The organism is Pseudochelatococcus contaminans, assembly GCF_014195635.1.
Classification (GTDB): domain Bacteria; phylum Pseudomonadota; class Alphaproteobacteria; order Rhizobiales; family Beijerinckiaceae; genus Pseudochelatococcus; species Pseudochelatococcus contaminans.
Map to the genome: position 1 here is coordinate 71,324 of NZ_JACICC010000004.1, position 16,474 is coordinate 87,797.

Below are 16,474 nucleotides of genomic sequence, written 5' to 3' on the forward strand. Positions count from 1 at the left end.
ATGCATCGTCTCTATTATTCACCCGGCGCATGCTCGCTGGCTGTGCATATCGTGCTGGAGGAGGTCGGCGTTCCCTATGAGCTGGAGCTGCGCTCGGCAGCAAATAGTGAGGGCACGACAACGGCGGAATATCTGGCGCTGAACCCCAAAGGCCGCGTGCCTGCTTTAACGGGCGTGCGGGGAGGGGCCGGCGGCGCACCGGAGTTGTTGACAGAGGCCGTCGCCATTATGCTCTTTCTCGCCCGCAGCCACCCGGAGGCAGGACTTTTGCCAGATGATGCGGCAGGCGAGGCGCGGTGTCTGGAATGGTTGAGCTGGATCTCCGTCGACCTTCACGGAATTGGCTACGGCCAGCTATGGCGTCCGCATCGGTTTGTCAGCGATGAAGCGCTGTATGGTGCGGTTCAGGCGAAGGGGCGGGACAATATCCGCGCCGGATACGATCACATCGAAAAAATCCTGTCCGATGGCCGTGACTGGGCCGTGCCGGGTCAGTTTACGGTTGTCGATGCCTATCTGACGGTGTTCTGGCTGTGGGGCCGGCGCATTGGCCTCGACATGGATGCCGGTTGGCCCGTTTGGCAACGGCTTATGACTAAGGTGCTGGATCGCCCTGCGGTCAGACGCGCGCTTGCGCAGGAGGGGCTTGCGTCATGAACGGGATCAGGGCGTTGGCTTGTGGCGGAAACCGGGAGGCCGCATCCCCGAATTATTCGCTCGCAAGCGCTTTCCCGTTATTCGCTCGCAAGCTCTTGACCGAGCGTGGACAGGTGCTCGAACAGGCTCCTTGCGTGCGGGTTCAGCTCCTGTCCGCTGCATGCGCAAACTGAGAGCCGGCGCGTCGCCCAGGCATCCTGAAGCGGAATGGCCGCGATCATCGCCGATTGCGCGCCACGCCGTGCCGCTGACTGCGGAATGATGCCTATTCCAACACCTTCACCGGCCATGCGGCAGATGCCGTCGAAGCTGCGCAAAACGATACGCGCCTTGAGCTTCGCGCCATAGCGCGCTGCCTGGGCATCGATGTGATCCTGCAACGCCCCGCCCGCCAGCCCGATGAACGGCTGGTCCAGAACATCGGTAAACTTCGCGCTCGCCTTTTCCGCCAGAGGATGGGCGGCGTGCGCCACCACGACGAGCCTGTCGATGGCAAAGGGGTGCAATTCGAGACCGGCTGTGTCAACCGCGCTCGACAAAATCCCGATATCAGCGAAACCGGCAGCGATGCTTTTCGCCACTTCCGGGCTTTGCCGCTCCCGCAGTTCGATGTCCACTTGCGGATGAGCGGCCATCCACGGCGCGAGCCTTTCCGGCAAAAATTCCGTGATGGCGGCGGTGTTGGCGTACACGCGAATGCTGGTGCGCAGGCTCTTGGCGTAATGCCCCAGGTCGCCGCGCATCCGCGCCATCTGGTTCAGGATCGCGCGGGCGTGGTGGACGAGCGCATCGCCGGCTTCAGTCGGCGTCACACCGCGCCGCCCACGATTGAGCAGCACGACTTCGCCGGCCGTCTCCATATCACGCAGGCGTTCACTTGCGGCGGCCAGCGACAGACCGACGTCAGCCGCGCCGTGAGTGATGCTGCCCGCATCCACCACAGCCAGAAAAAGGCGAAGATCCGTCAGGTCAAAACGCATGGTGCGAGATTAGACGTTTATCAGCCTTCGGTATAGCCGAAACCTCAAATCGGAACATCCGCATTGTCTTCGCAACCTGTTGCGGTATGCCTTTGGCATGATTGATCTCTCGATACCTGTCCTCATCGCTGTCATTGCCACGTTTTTCGCCGCCGGGCTCGTGAAGGGCGTCACGGGCATGGGCCTGCCTACGGTGGCGATGGGCATTCTCGGCGCGCTCATCTCGCCACTGGCGGCGGCAACCCTGCTAATCGCGCCCTCCTTCGTCACGAACGTATGGCAGCTTGTGTCCGGGCCGGATTTCATTGGGCTTCTGCGGCGCTTGTGGCCCATGATGGTCGCCATCGTCGTGGGAACGGTGCTCGGCTCGTTCTGGATCGCGACCGGCGATACCGGCCTGACCACCGCCATGCTCGGGTGTGCGCTCGTCATCTATGCGGCTTACACGCTCTTTGCGCGCCAGATCACCGTACCGGAGCGTGTGCAGACGTGGCTGTCACCGATCATCGGTGCCACGACGGGCATCGTGACGGGTGCAACGGGCGTGCTCGTCATTCCGGCGGTGCCTTATTTGCAGGCGCTGAACCTGTCGAAGGACGATCTCATTCAGGCGCTTGGCCTGTCGTTCACGGTGTCGACCGTCGCACTGGCGGTGGGGCTGGGCGCGCATGGAGCGTTCGACGCCAGCGGCCTCGTGCTATCCGGGCTGGCCGTCATCCCGGCGCTCGCGGGCATGTGGGCCGGGCAGCGCATCCGAAACAGGATCAGCCCGCCGGCGTTTCGACGCGGTTTTCTGATATGCCTGCTGCTGCTGGGATGCGAAATGGCCCTGCGGCCGTTGCTGTAAACCCAAAATGCAAGTTGCGGCCTGTTTGGCCGGCCACTCACAAAGAGATCTTTGCGAGATCAGTTGGGAACGACGTGAATATCGCCCTTGCGCAGCGCCAGGCGAACGGTCGTGCCGGTCGACAGCTCCGCCGAGTCATAGCGATTGGGCGCTTCCACCTTCAGCGTCAGCCCCTTGGCCTCGACCAGATAACGGATGGTCGGGCCGGAGAGGCTGACATCCGTCACGACACCCTGCACATGTATTTCCCCATCGGGCGCGGGAGCCATGGTGGCGGTTGCGCCGTTGACGCTCTCGAAACGCAGATCCTGCGGCTGGATGATGGCAGACCCGGAAGTGCGGATTCCGGTCAGGCGCTCGATCTCGTCCGGCGTCAGCAGGTTGCCATCGCCGATAAAGCCGGCGACGAACAGGCTGTCAGGGCGGTGATAGATCTCGCGCGGGGTTCCCGTCTGGGCGATGCGGCCGGCGTTCATCACCGAAACACGGTCGCCCAGGGTGAGCGCCTCATCCTGATCGTGCGTCACCAAAATGCTGGTGAGGCCGCTTTCGCGCTGGATGCGCTTCAACTCGTCGCGCAGGCGCTTCCTGATCTGGGCATCGAGAGCGGACAACGGCTCGTCGAGCAGCAGCAGCGCCGGCTCCAGCACAAGCGCGCGGGCCAGCGCAACACGCTGCCGCTGGCCACCGGAAAGCTGATGCGGACGCATATCCGCCCGCTGCTCAAGCGCCACCATGGCCAGCGTCGCATCCACCTTACGGGCCACTTCCGCGCGCGACAGCCGCTTTTGCTCAAGACCGAAGGCGAGATTCTGCCGCACCGTCATATTCGGGAACAGGGCGTAGTGCTGAAACACCATCGCGATGCCGCGTTCCTTGGGCGGCAGGTTGTCGATGCGCCGATCGCCGAGGCGGATCTCACCGCCCGATGGCGCGGTAAGCCCGGCGATCGAGCGCAGCAGCGTGGTCTTGCCGCAGCCTGATGGCCCCAGCAGGATATGCATTTCGCCCTGTCCGATGGACAACTCGATCCCGTCGAGAATGGTCATCGCGCCGTAGGTCGCGCTGACGTTGGCAATGGTGAGATAGCTCATCGCTGCGCGCGCTCCGTTTCCGCCAGCCTCAGCGAGACCAGCGTCATCAAAAGAAGAAGAATGAAGTAAATCAACACGATGACGCTGGTGATGCGCCCGCTCAGGTTACGCTGGGCATACATATAGAGTTGCAGCGTCTCGAAGTTGCCGCCAACCAGCATCTTCGCATAGACGAACTCGCTGAACAGAATGGCGAAATTCAGCACCACCGCGATCATGATCCCCGGCAGGATGCAGGGCAGCACAACCCGCCGCAGGATGACGGCATCGTTGGCGCCCACCAGCCGCCCGGCATTGAGCAGGTCGTCAATGGCAAGCCCGCGCAGGCTGTTCTTGACGGAGATGTAGAACATGGGAAAACACACTGGCACGTAGACCAGCACAAGCACCAGCGGCGTGCCGTTGATCTGAAGCGGCGGGTTGGAGAATACGCGCAGATAGCCCACGACAAGCACGATTGCGGGCACCGCATAGGGCAGAATAACGAGGCGTGCGAACCACCTATCAAGCGCAGGCCAATAGATATGTGCGCTCACGATGGCGGGCACGATCAGCACCGTCGCAATGGCCAACGCAGCGGCGGCAACGGTGAGCGAGCGCCCCATGGCGGCAATGAAACGCGGGTCGCCGACCACCGTCATGAAATATTCGGTGGTGTAGCCTGTGGGAAGCAGCGTGTGTGCCCATTCCGCCGCGAAGGCATCGATAGCGGTCGCGACAACGGGCAGGGCCATCACTGCCGCGACGGCGATCAGAAACACGCGAGACAGCACGCCATTGGAAAGGGTCATCGCTGAGGTCCTGCTGACGGGTCTTTCCCGAGCCGCTTTTCGCCGGCAATGATCTGGCTCGCGATGATGGGCACAAGCAGCACGATCAGGAGCAGCAGCGAGATGGCGTTGGCAAGGTTCGGGTCCGAGAAGATATCGCCGGAGACGAGGCTGCTGATGGCCACGGTGACGACATTGACGCTGGTGCCGGTGAGGGCGAACGTCGTCGCGAAAGTGCCCATGGCGTTGGCGAACAGCAGGATGGCGATAGCGACGATCTGACGGGCCAGCATCGGCACGCCGATCCGCGCCCAGAAGCGGGCGGACGATACGCCCATCAGCGACGCCGCTTCCTCGATCTCCACCGGCACCGCATCGAAAGCCGGGGTCAGCAGCAGCGTCGCCAGCGCGATCTGGAAATAGCAGTAGGCGATGGTGAGGCCGATGATCGAATAAACGTTGAAAGCCCCGGGCAGGCCGAGCTTGCCGACGAGGATGGTGAAGAAGCCGTTCATGCCGAACAGGATGATGATCGCCATTGCAAGCGGCACGCCAGCAAAGTTCGCGCCCATGCTGCCGAAGGCGAGGGCGAAACGCCGGACGCCTCTGCCGCGCGCCCGCAGAGCAATCGCGAGCAGGATGCCGAACACGATGCCGATGACGGTCGTCAGCGCCGATATCCATAGCGTGGTGATGAACGACTGTTGATAATAGGCGCTCGACAGCACTTCGGTATAATTGCCGAAGGACACCTCGCCCTTTGCGTCGAAACTGTCGATGACCACGCTGGACAACGGCCACAGAATGAGGACGGCAAACGCCACAATCAATGGCAAAGCCAGAAGACGCATCCGCATTCCGTTCCGATCCGTCATCGTGCAGGCGCCGTTGCCGAGAGCAGCGGCCGCTCGCCGTGGGGCCGTTCACCATGGCGAAAGACCCCGGTGGGCGTGGGCAAACCGTGGCCGGGAATGGCGAGCAGGGCGGCTATCAAGCCCGCGATGTCAGTCTGCCGAATGGTGGCTGTAGGGTCGAGCGAGAACACATCGCCGATAACGTAGAACGGCACTTCGGTTTCATCGCCCTCGGGCCCGCCGTGATTGCCGTCGTCGCCCATACCGTGGTCGCTCGTCACGATCACCGCATAGCCCCGTGCCAGCCATTGCGGCACATAACGCGCCAGAAGATCACCCGCGTTGCGCGCCGCATTCCGATACGCAACGGACCCGCCGCCATGCTTGTGGCCGGCGTCATCGATATTCATCGGATGAAGCAGCAGGAAATGCGGCGTGTGCCGCGCCACGAGATCTTCCGCATCGGCAAAAAGATGATCGTCCGGATAATCGTCGCGCCAGTAAAACGTGCCGTGGACGATGCCGCCGTCCGCATTCTCGATGTGGCGGAAACGCGGCTCGAAGGGGGCGTGGTTGTACAGCTCAAAGAACCAGTGGTACGCCGCAGCCGCCGTCACCAGCCCCGCGCGCCGCGCAAGGGAGAAGACGTTGGGAAATTGCGAGCGCCGCACAACGGCATTACTGGTAACGCCGTGCTCAACCGGCACGAGGCCCGTCATCAGCGTTTCGTAGAGGGGCCGCGACAGCGAGGGCAGGGCGCTGCGCAGGCGATAAACCTGCGCCTTGCCGGCCTCGACGAGCGCCTCCGGATAGCCAAGGCACGCACGCGCGGTGGCATAGCGCAACCCGTCGAGAACGATGAGAACGACCGGCTGCATGATGGTCATCCGTATGACTGGCTGGGCAGTTTGCGTTCAAGCCGGTTTACCGAATTAAACGCAAGCTGCGATACAATAGAAATGATAGGGCCCACGTTCCGAATGGTTCGGAACGTGGGACGTTGCGGTCTTAGCGCTGCGAAGCAACCTCATCGCGCCACTTGGCGGCGATGGTCGGAGCGTTCTTCGTCCAGGCCTCGGTGTTGATCGGCTTGGCCTTGGCATACTGATCAGCCGGCAGCAAACGTGCCTTCGCCGATTCCGGCAGCGTGACGTGATCGACGCGGATCGGGCGGGCGTAACCTTCAGCGAGGTTGATCTGGCCCTGGTCGCTCAGGATGTATTCGCGCGTCAGCTTGGCCGCGTTGGGATGCTTGGAGTACTTGTTGATGATCGTCGCGTAGCCGCTGGTGATGGACCCGTCGGAGGGGATAAGCACCGTGAACTTGTCGCCGCCAACAACGTCGCGATAGTTGAGCGCGTTGAAGTCCCACAGCGCCGCGACCTGGATCTCGCCCTTTTCAAGGCTGGCCGGGTTGGCTGCGTTCGACACGAGGCGCTTCTGCTTGGCCAGCTCGATGAAAAGGTCGATGCCCGGCTGCAGGTTGTTTTCATCGCCCCCGCGCGCCACGGCGGCGGCGAGCACGGCAGCGTTGTCCTGCGCGGCGGAGCCGACCTGTGCGATGGAGAACTTGTAATCGCCGGTCAGCAGATCCGCCCAAGACTTCGGCGGGTTCTTGACGTCGTTAGAAATGATGAAGGCAATGGTGCCCGTGTAGCCGACGACCCAGTCGCCGTTCTCATCCTTCGCCCAGTCGGGGATCTGATCCCACGTCGTCGGCTTGTAAGGCTGCGTCACACCGCGCTGCACGGCGATGGGGCCGAACTCAAGACCAACGTCACCGATATCGGCCGTGGCATTCTTGCCTTCGTTGGCGAACTTGGCGATTTCCTCGCCGCTGCTCATGTCGGTGTCGGTGTGCTTGAGGCCATACTTCTGGGTGAGCTGCTCCCAGGTGGCCTTCCAGTTGGCCCAGCCGTCAGGCATGCCAACGCTATAAACGGCGCCTTCCGCGCGCGCTCCCGCCTCAATAGCGGCGATATCCTGAGCCCGCACGGGCGCGGCGGCAACAGCCACAAAAGCGGCAGCGAAAAACAAAGAGGACGTGAACTTGCGCATGGCGGCATCCCGGATTCAGACAGCAGGATCGGAAGAAAAGCGCCGATTGTGTGCCACCCGGCAATGACGATGATATGACGGTTTTCATAACCAGAAAAATTAACTTTGTAGTCCACTAACATTTTTAGGCTTAATTTTAAATTTAATATTGAATTTCATGAAAATATTTCAATTTCGGTGAAATAAATACAATAGAATTATCGCTCTGACACTGGACTTATCGATATCATGTTCTGGCCGCAGTTGGTGGCGGCTCATGCGACACATCAACTCTTTATCGCTTATGAATTTGACAAATACCAATTTAAATTCAACGAAAACAATATAAATTTCATGACATATGTTTGTTATGTTGGGTATGTAGATAAATTTTTCTGGTTTTTGTTTGCGACAGATTTTTAATAATCTGATGCAAGCAAAATCGGCAATATCCGGGTGAAGAAACATGCCTCTATTGATGTCTATGCCATACGCCGACAGATTTTCCGCATGAATATTCACTTTGCCTGGTGGCCCGGATCGATCCGCTTGCATCCTTCCGATGATAAGGCACCCCTGATCCGCTCAGCGCAAGTCCGCTCATCGCAAGCCATTCCTGACAATCTGAAAGAGTTCGGTGCAACTCTTGCCCGCAGCGCTCCAGAGCGCTTTGCGGAACTCAATCGTCTCGACCCTGCTGCGCGGACGAGGGAGAATGCGCACCGGATTCGCGCCACACTGCGCGAACTCAATACTGCCCAGCAGCAGGGAGACAGCATGACTCCCGCGGCCCGCTGGCTGCATGAAAATGCTCATGTCATCGAAGACACGATTTCCTCCGTCCTGCGCGATCTTCCCTCGACCTTCTACCGCCAGTTGCCGCAACTGAACGGCGGGGAGGGCGAACGCAGATCGCGCGCGGCGCGAACGCTGGCAATTGCATGGCAGTATGTCGCCTACACCGATAGCGCTGTGACGGAAAAAGCCTTCACGACGCTTGTGGAGGGCTTCCAGAGCGTGAAACCGCTCGACATTGCGGAGCTATGGGCACTTCCATCCCTGCTGCGCTTTGTTCTGCTCGAAAATCTGCGACGTGTGGCAGACAATGTGCGGCACGGTCAGGCCATGCGAGAGGCTGCGGACATCGCCGCCGACAGGCTGGCGGTCGCCCAACCAGGCAACGAGGCTGCAATCCTTGCCGAATACGCAGGGCAGGCAACCGACGGCTCTTTCGCAACCCGGTTTCTGCATTGCATGCGCAAAGGGCCTGTCAATGCCCACGAAGGACTTGTCTGGCTGGAAAACAGCCTGAGAACGACAGGTAACGATGCAAGACAAACTGCCATAGACGAACACGCGCGGCTGTCAGCTTGCGGCCTGACGACTGCGAATATTTTCGGCAGCCTGCGTCTTATCGACGACATTGATTGGACCCTGTGGTTCGAGCAGATCAGCGCCGTTGACCGGCTGCTGCGGGCGCGCACGGATTTCGCGGCGCTGGATTTCGCCTCGCGCGATGCCTATCGCCGAGCGATCGAAACACTGGCCCGTGGCTCCGGGCAGGATGAGCATGCTGTCGCACAACAGGCAATCGAACTTGCAGAGACCCAGACGAAGGACATCAGCCCCGGCAGCGTCGATGCGGGATGCTATCTCGTCGGTCCGGGGCGGGAGAGGTTTGAAAAGCTGCTCGGCTACTCCCCGTCGCCAGGTGAGCGTCTACACCGCGCGTGGTACAACAGCAAATGGCTTGGCATGGCGCTGCCGGTCGGGTTTCTGGCGCTTCTGCTGCTGATCGCGGCATCCCTGCCGGCAACGGCGGCATATGGCGCGGCCGGGGCGGCGTTTCTGCTGGTGTTGTTCATCGTGCCGGCGGCAGGTGCGGCAGCCGGGCTGTTCAATGCGCTGGTATCCTCATTCGTCTCTCCGCACCGCCTGATCGGCTATGAATACAAGAATGGCGTCCCTGAGGATGCGCGCACGTTCGTTGTCGTGCCCATTCTGATAAGCAGCCGCGACGATGTGGAACAGGCGGTCTCCGATCTTGAAATTCATTACCTCACCAACGCCAGCGGCGCGTTGCATTTTGCGCTGCTGTCCGACTGGTGCGATAGCGATGCGGCGGAAACCGTTATGGACCGCGCGTTGCTGACGTTCGCGCGCGAACAAATAGCTACCCTGAACCGCCGCTATCCTGTCATTGGCGCCGCGCCGCGTTTCTATTTTCTCCATCGTAACCGGCTTTATAACGCGGCGGAAGGCTGCTGGATGGGCTGGGAGCGCAAGCGCGGAAAACTTCAGGAGTTCAACACGCTGCTGCGCGGCGATGGCGTGACCACCTTCATGATGCCGGACAATCCGCTGCCCGCCGGCGTGCAATATGTCATGACGCTCGATGCCGACACCCGCACCTCGCGCGATGTGGTGGCACGCCTCGTCGGCAAGCTGGCGCATCCGCTCAATCGGCCGGTTTTCGATGTAGAATGCAGGCGGGTGGTCTCCGGTTACGGTGTTTTGCAACCGCGCGTCACGCTGGCGCTCGCCGCTACCGGCAGGGCGACGCTTTTCCAGCATATCTTCTGCGCCAGTCGGGGCATCGACCCCTACGTGCTCGCCACATCGGATGTTTATCAGGATCTGTTCGGCGAAGGCATTTTCACTGGCAAGGGCCTTTATCATGTCGATACGATGCGTGCCGCACTCAACGGCCGCATCCCGGATAACAGCGTCCTCAGTCACGATCTGCTGGAAGGGGCATATGCCCATACCGCGCTGGTCACGGATGTCGATGTCATCGAGGACTATCCTTCACGATATCTGACCGACGCATCGCGTATCCATCGCTGGGTGCGCGGCGATTGGCAGTTGCTGCCGTGGCTGCTGAACCCCGGCTCGGGCGTGCCGGGGCTGTCGCGCTGGCAGATGATCGATAACCTGCGCCGGTCGATCTCTCCCATCATGTGGGTGGCGGCTTCGGTCGCCGGATGGACCGCGCTGCCCGCAGGGCCTGCGTCACAATGGCAGTGCCTGCTCATTCTGTGTCTGCTGCTACCCCATGTTTTATGCCTGCTCGACATCTTACCGCCGCGTGACAAGCGAACGACGCCGGACAGTCACTTCGCCGCCTTTGCGCGCGATGTATCGCTTGCCGTGACACAAGTCGCCGCGCAGGTCATATTGATGGCGCACGACGCCTGGTTGAAGGGCGATGCTATCCTGCGCGCGCTCTACCGGATGCTGCTGAGCCACCGGCAGCGACTCGAATGGCGCACGTCCTCACATCAGGCCCGCATGCGTGCTCCCGGACTCACGGGCCATTTCCGCGCGATGGCGGGCACGCTGCCCGTGGCAATCGCAGGGCTTGCGATCCCGCTTGCCTTTGGTGGCAGTGGCGCAGTGGTGGCAGTGCCGTTCGTCGCGCTGTGGTCTCTCTCGCCACTGTTCGCATGGTGGATCAGCCAGCCCCGAAAACCCGAAAGCCGGGTACGGGTGAGGCCCGCCGACCTCGCGGCCTTGCGGCGCGTTGCGCGCAGGACGTGGTTCTATTTCGAGACCTTCGTCACCGCGGAGCACAATATGCTGCCGCCCGACAACTTTCAGGACGATCCGGAGCCGGTCGTAGCGGGGCGTACATCGCCCACCAACATCGGGCTTTATCTGCTGTCCGTGATCTCGGCGCGCGACTTCGGCTGGATCGGGCTGGTCGAGACGGTCGACCGGCTGGAGCAGACACTGGCAAGCATGCACAGAATGCAGCGTTATAGCGGCCACCTTTATAACTGGTACGACACACAGAGCCTGGAACCGTTACAGCCGCTCTATATCTCGTCAGTGGACAGCGGTAATCTCGCGGGTCATCTTGTGGCGGCGGCGGCGGCTTGCAACCAGTGGGCCGAAGCGCTGGCGGTTCATCTTCCCGGTGACCTCGAAGGCATTGTGGATGCCGTGGAGATTCTGCGCGAGACGCTGGACGACCTGCCTGATGATCGGACATCGCTGCGTCCGCTGCGCAAACGCCTTGCCGATCGTCTGGACGGTATGCACCGCGCGGTCGATAAATTGCGTGAGGATCCCGGTCTGGCCTCGATCCGCAGCGCCAATCTGTCCGAACTCGCCGCCGACATCGACAATATGGCAAAGGCGCTTCATGAAGAAATCCGCTCATCGGCCAGCGAAGAACTCGTGCTCTGGGCGCAAAATCTGGAAAAGACTTGCGGCGCGCATCTCGATGACGCCCATATCGTTCCATCCACGCTCGATCCGTTGCGGCAGCGACTTTTCAACCTGAAGGAAGGCTTGCGCCGGTTTGCCTTTGAGATGGATTTCCGCTTCCTGATGCGACCGGAGCGCAAGCTGCTGTCCATCGGATACCGCGTTCAAGAGGGGCAACTCGACGAAAGCTGCTACGATCTGCTGGCATCGGAAGCCCGTCTAACGAGCCTGTTCGGCATCGCCAAGGGGGATCTGCCAGCCCGGCACTGGCTGCGCCTTGGCCGCTCCATGACGGCCATCGGATATTCCGGCGCCCTGATGTCCTGGTCGGGGTCGATGTTCGAATATCTCATGCCGCCGCTCGTGATGAAGGAACCGATGGGTGGCATCCTTCACCAGACCAACCGGCTGGTCGTGGCGCGGCAGATCAGCTACGCCCACGAAAGGGATGTGCCGTGGGGCATTTCCGAGTCCGCCTATTATGCCCGCGACCGGGAACTGAACTACCAGTACATGACCTTCGGCGTGCCAGGATTGGGACTGAAGCGTGGACTGGCGCAGGATACGGTCATCGCCCCCTACGCCTGCCTTCTGGCCGCCCCGCTTCGCCCGGCGGAGGTGGTTGCGAATCTCAACCGCCTGAAAAAACTCGGCGCGCTTGGCCGCTATGGTTTCAATGACGCGGTGGATTTCACGCCACTGCGTCTGCCGAAAGGCGAAGCCTATGCCGTGGTGCACAACTTCATGGCGCATCACCATGGCATGTCGATCGTGGCTGTTGCCAATGTCGCCTTCGACGGTCGCATGCGCGACAGATTTCACTCGGACCCGGCAATCAAGGCAGCAGAGTTGCTGCTTCAGGAAAAGGCCCCGCGCACGGTGCCCGCACTGCCGGTGCATGTCGAGACCAACGATCGCGCCAAGCCGGAGCCGCTTGAAGAGCGAACGGATTCACGCGCAATTCCAGACCCTCTCACCGCCAGTCCCGCCGTCAGTGTGATGTCGAACGGCCGTTATGCATTGATGCTGACCGCGACAGGAACCGGCTACAGCCGCGTCGGTGACATTGCGGTCACTCGCTGGAATGCCGATCCGGTCGAGGAGCGCACCGGCACGTTTCTGTTCGTCACGGACAGCGCCACGGGCGAATGGTGGTCGACAACCGCCGAGCCGAAGCGTGCCCCCAACGAAAGCTGCCACACCATTTTCGAGGGTGACCGCGCGGTATTCTCCAAGACGGTCGGCACGCTGCGGTCAGAAGTGGAATGCATCGTCATGTCAGAGCATGACGGCGAAGCCCGTCGCCTGACGCTATGGAACGACGGCAACGAGGACCGGCACATCGAAGTGACGTCATTCGCAGAACTGGCGCTGGCCCCGGAGGCCGCTGACGCAGCCCATCCGGCCTTTTCAAAAATGTTCGTCCACACCGATATCGACGGCAACGGCGCTACCATTTTCGCTCATCGGCGCAAGCGTGAGCACGACGAACCGGGGACTGTCCTCGCTCATTGCGTCACATCCGATACCGGCACGATCCGCGGCGCGGGGACCGTCGGCATGGTGGAGGCCGAAACAGACAGACGCGCCTTCATCGGCAGAGGGCGCACAATAGCCAATGCCGCCGCCTTCGACCGGGGTGCATTGTTGTCGGGCGGCGCGGGCTTCACGCTTGACCCCGTTATGGCACTGCGCGTCAAGGTTCGTATACCGGCATGCAAAAAGGTCTCGCTGGTTTTCTGGACCATTACCGGAGACAATCGCACCGAAGTCGAAATCAACGCCAGACGCTTCGCACAGCCTGACAGCTTCCAGCAGCAGACCATATTGACGCGGATGCGCGTGCAGCTTCAGGCGCGCCATATCGGCCTGAGCCTTGCCGAGACAACCGGCGTGCAAAAGCTGGCGCGCTATCTTCTCTATCCCCATCCGGCTTTGCGCGCGCCAGCGGACATCCGTGCCGAAAGCCTCGGTCGCCAGTCCGAGCTGTGGTCCCTCGCGATCTCGGGCGATTACCCGATCGTCACCTTGCAGATCGGCGACATCTCGGAACTCGATATCGTCGCATCTGCCTTGCGCATGCAGAAATATTTGTACCAGCGCGGACTTGTCTTCGACCTTGCCGTCATCAACGACCAGGCCAGTTCCTATGTGCAGGATCTGCAACAGGCCATCGAGCAGCTTTGCGAAAGCGCCCAACTGGTGGACGAGAAGACCATGTCGCGGCGGCAGCATACGTTCGCGTTGCGTCGCGGTCTGATGGACACCCGCGTCTGCCAAACGCTGATGGCAGCGGCATGCGTGGTGCTGCACAGCTCCAAGGGGCCGATTGCCGATCAGATAGCACAGATCGAGGCATCCCTCGCACGCCGTAAACAGATCCGCCCCGCAGCCGGCTCTCCCGTTTCAGGAGGCGTGGAGCCGGCTCCTGTCAGTGGCGATAACCTTTTATTCTGGAATGGATTCGGGGGATTTTCCGATTCAGATCACGATTATGTCGTTCGCCTCTCCGGTCAGCGCGTCACTCCCCATCCATGGATCAACGTCATCGCCAATCGCGACTTCGGGTTCCATGTCTCATCCGAGGGCGCGGCATTCACCTGGAGCTGCAATAGTCGCGATTTTCAGCTAACGCCGTGGTCGAACGATCCTGTTACCAACCGTCCGGGCGAGGGGCTCTATATCCACGACCGCGACACCGGGGCAAGCTTTTCCCCGCTTGCATGCATCGTGCGTGATCCGGCGGCGGAGTACGAAGCCCGCCACGCACGCGGCGTTTCAACTTTCACCACCAGGCACGGAGATATAACCGCAGCCTTGACGCAGCTTGTCGATCCCGTCGATCCGGTCAGGCTGCAGCGACTCACGCTTCGCAATACCGGGACCAAAGCCCGCCGCTTCCGGATTTATGTCTATGCTGAATGGGTGCTGTCCAACAGCCGTCTGCGATCCGCACCTTTCATCATAACTGGCCACGATGCCGTGACAGGCGCGATAACCGCCCGCAATCCGTACCACCTCGAATTTGGAAACGTTACCACCTTTCTGGCCTGTGAGGGCGGCAACCGAAGCTTTACCTGTGACCGTGGCGAGTTTCTCGGGCGCGGCGGCTCGACTGTCGCCCCCCATGCGGTGCTCGGCGGCCTGGAACTCAGCAACAGCGCCACAGCCGGTGATGACGCCTGCGCTGCACTGGCTGTTGACGTGGACGTCGCGCCCGGAGAGGAAACCGCGATCCGTATCGTTATGGGGGCGGCGGATAAACCGCGGCAGGTGCGATCGCTGGTGAAAGCGCATCTGGCGGCAGATTTCGAGGCCCGCCTTGTCGCCAACCAGGCCGCATGGCGTGATTTCGCTGGCGCACTTCAGGTGCAAACACCTGACCCGGCCTTCGACGTCATGATGAATGTCTGGCTGCCTTATCAGGCGCTTGCCTGTCGCATCCGCGCCCGCTCGGCGTTCTATCAGGCCAGTGGCGCTTATGGCTTCAGGGATCAATTGCAGGATACTCTATCGCTGCTTCTGCACGATCCGTCGCTGGCGCGCGGGCAGATCCTCAATGCCGCCAGTCGTCAGTTTCCGCAGGGCGACGTACAGCATTGGTGGTTGCCCCTGAGCGGAGCAGGCGTGCGCACCAGGATTTCCGACGATGTGGTGTGGCTTGCCCATGCCACCCATCATTATATGAAGACCACAGGCGACCGAAGCATCCTGAACGAAGAATTGCCCTTTATTTCCGGGCCTGAACTGGAGAAGGGCAGGGCCGACGCTTTCTTTACGCCGGGCCTTACAACCGAGAGCGCCAGCCTTTATGAGCACTGTGCCCGGGCGCTCGATCTCGCGATCATTCGGACAGGCGATGACGGCATTCCGTTGATCCTCGGCGGCGACTGGAATGACGGCATGAACCGGGTTGGCGAAGACGGAAAGGGCACCAGCACGTGGCTGGGGTGGTTCCTCCTCGCCACACTGCGTGATTTCGCACCTGTTGCGATGCAACGTGGCGACACACAGCGCGCCGAGGCGTGGATGGAGCACGCCCGCCGCCTCGGTACAGCGTTGCAGGCTTGTTGCTGGGACGGGGAATGGTATCGCCGCGGTACCTATGACGACGGCACGCCGCTGGGTTCGAGACTATCCGACGAATGCCGCATCGATTCCATCGCCCAGTCCTGGGCGGTGTTATCGGGCATGGATGATCCCCAGCGCGCAAGACAGGCTGTCGGCAAGGCCGTCGAAATATTGGTCGAGGACGAGTTGAAGGTGGTGCGCCTGTTTACGCCGCCTTTCGACCACACAGAGAAAAATCCCGGCTATATCAAGAGCTATCCGCCCGGTGTACGCGAGAACGGTGGCCAATACACCCACGCGGCAACATGGCTCGCGGCGGCGCTGGCGGAAGTCGGCCATGTCGACGAAGCCTATCGCATCTTTTCCATGCTCAACCCGGTCAACCACGCGCTGGACGAGCGCGCGGCCGTCCGTTACCGCGTCGAGCCCTATGTCGTGGCCGCTGACATCTATTCCGAGGATAGCCGGGCCGGGCGCGGCGGCTGGACATGGTACACAGGCTCGGCCGGCTGGCTCTATCGGGTCGCCGTGGAACATATCCTTGGCATCGTGCGGGAGGGTGAAACCTTACGGCTGAAACCCGCGATCCCGACAGTCTGGAACGGCTTTACCGCCAGCCTTCGCATCAATGGCGCGCACTATCGCATCACGGTCAAACGCGGCCTGACTCCTGGCCTCATGATCGACGGCGTGCCTGCGACCAACGGCGTTGTGCCGCTGGCATCAGAGGGGCAGCACGAGATTGAATTGACCTTGGCGTCGAATTGACCTTGGCGTCCGGGAATTAGAGCGGCTTGCATTCGAGTCGATTCATCGACCCGAATGCAAGTTGCGGTAAAATATAGAATCTGGTGCGCTTGCCAAAAGACCCGGAATGGGAGTGTCTAACAACAATCATCAATTAAAGATGCGATTCCGATAAGCCCCGTTATGGAACCAGATTGATGCGCTT

At 61.1% G+C, this 16,474-nt stretch carries 9 protein-coding genes; 3 read left to right on the top strand and 6 right to left on the bottom strand.

Annotated features, from left to right (window positions below):
* On the top strand, positions 1-657 hold the full coding sequence (locus FHS81_RS09010; RefSeq protein ID WP_183752187.1) for a glutathione S-transferase family protein: 657 nt from the start codon (positions 1-3) through the stop codon (positions 655-657).
* A gap of 77 nt (positions 658-734) precedes the next feature.
* Here FHS81_RS09010 and FHS81_RS09015 read toward each other — a convergent pair whose 3' ends face one another.
* A complete protein-coding gene (locus FHS81_RS09015; protein WP_183752189.1) occupies positions 735-1,637 on the bottom strand; it encodes a LysR family transcriptional regulator in 903 nt (300 codons plus the stop codon).
* 97 nt (positions 1,638-1,734) lie between these two features.
* Here FHS81_RS09015 and FHS81_RS09020 point away from each other — a divergent pair, with 97 nt between their 5' ends.
* Entirely contained in the window at positions 1,735-2,484 is a 750-nt protein-coding gene (locus FHS81_RS09020; RefSeq protein WP_183752191.1) for a sulfite exporter TauE/SafE family protein, read from the top strand.
* A gap of 59 nt (positions 2,485-2,543) precedes the next feature.
* On the opposite strand, the gene FHS81_RS09025 is transcribed toward FHS81_RS09020, so the two are convergent.
* The 5 genes from FHS81_RS09025 to FHS81_RS09045 form a co-directional block, all read right to left on the bottom strand.
* Complete coding sequence (locus FHS81_RS09025) at positions 2,544-3,578, bottom strand: ABC transporter ATP-binding protein (protein ID WP_183752193.1); 1,035 nt, start codon at positions 3,576-3,578, stop codon at positions 2,544-2,546.
* Complete coding sequence (locus FHS81_RS09030) at positions 3,575-4,369, bottom strand: ABC transporter permease (RefSeq protein ID WP_183752195.1); 795 nt, start codon at positions 4,367-4,369, stop codon at positions 3,575-3,577. Before FHS81_RS09030 ends, FHS81_RS09025 begins: the two co-directional genes overlap by 4 nt.
* Positions 4,366-5,199: an ABC transporter permease gene (locus FHS81_RS09035; protein WP_210281619.1), complete on the bottom strand. Its 834-nt coding sequence runs from the start codon at positions 5,197-5,199 to the stop codon at positions 4,366-4,368. Before FHS81_RS09035 ends, FHS81_RS09030 begins: the two co-directional genes overlap by 4 nt.
* Before the next feature lie 20 nt (positions 5,200-5,219).
* Positions 5,220-6,080, bottom strand: a complete 861-nt coding sequence (locus FHS81_RS09040; protein ID WP_210281620.1) for an alkaline phosphatase family protein — start codon at positions 6,078-6,080, stop codon at positions 5,220-5,222.
* 130 nt (positions 6,081-6,210) lie between these two features.
* Positions 6,211-7,260 (bottom strand): ABC transporter substrate-binding protein, encoded by a 1,050-nt coding sequence (locus FHS81_RS09045; RefSeq protein WP_183752198.1) that lies wholly within the window; start codon positions 7,258-7,260, stop codon positions 6,211-6,213.
* Positions 7,261-7,749: 489 nt separating this feature from the next.
* Between FHS81_RS09045 and FHS81_RS09050 the strand changes: the two genes are divergently transcribed.
* Entirely contained in the window at positions 7,750-16,290 is an 8,541-nt protein-coding gene (locus FHS81_RS09050; RefSeq protein WP_183752200.1) for a glycoside hydrolase family 94 protein, read from the top strand.
* Positions 16,291-16,474: the final 184 nt, after the last annotated feature.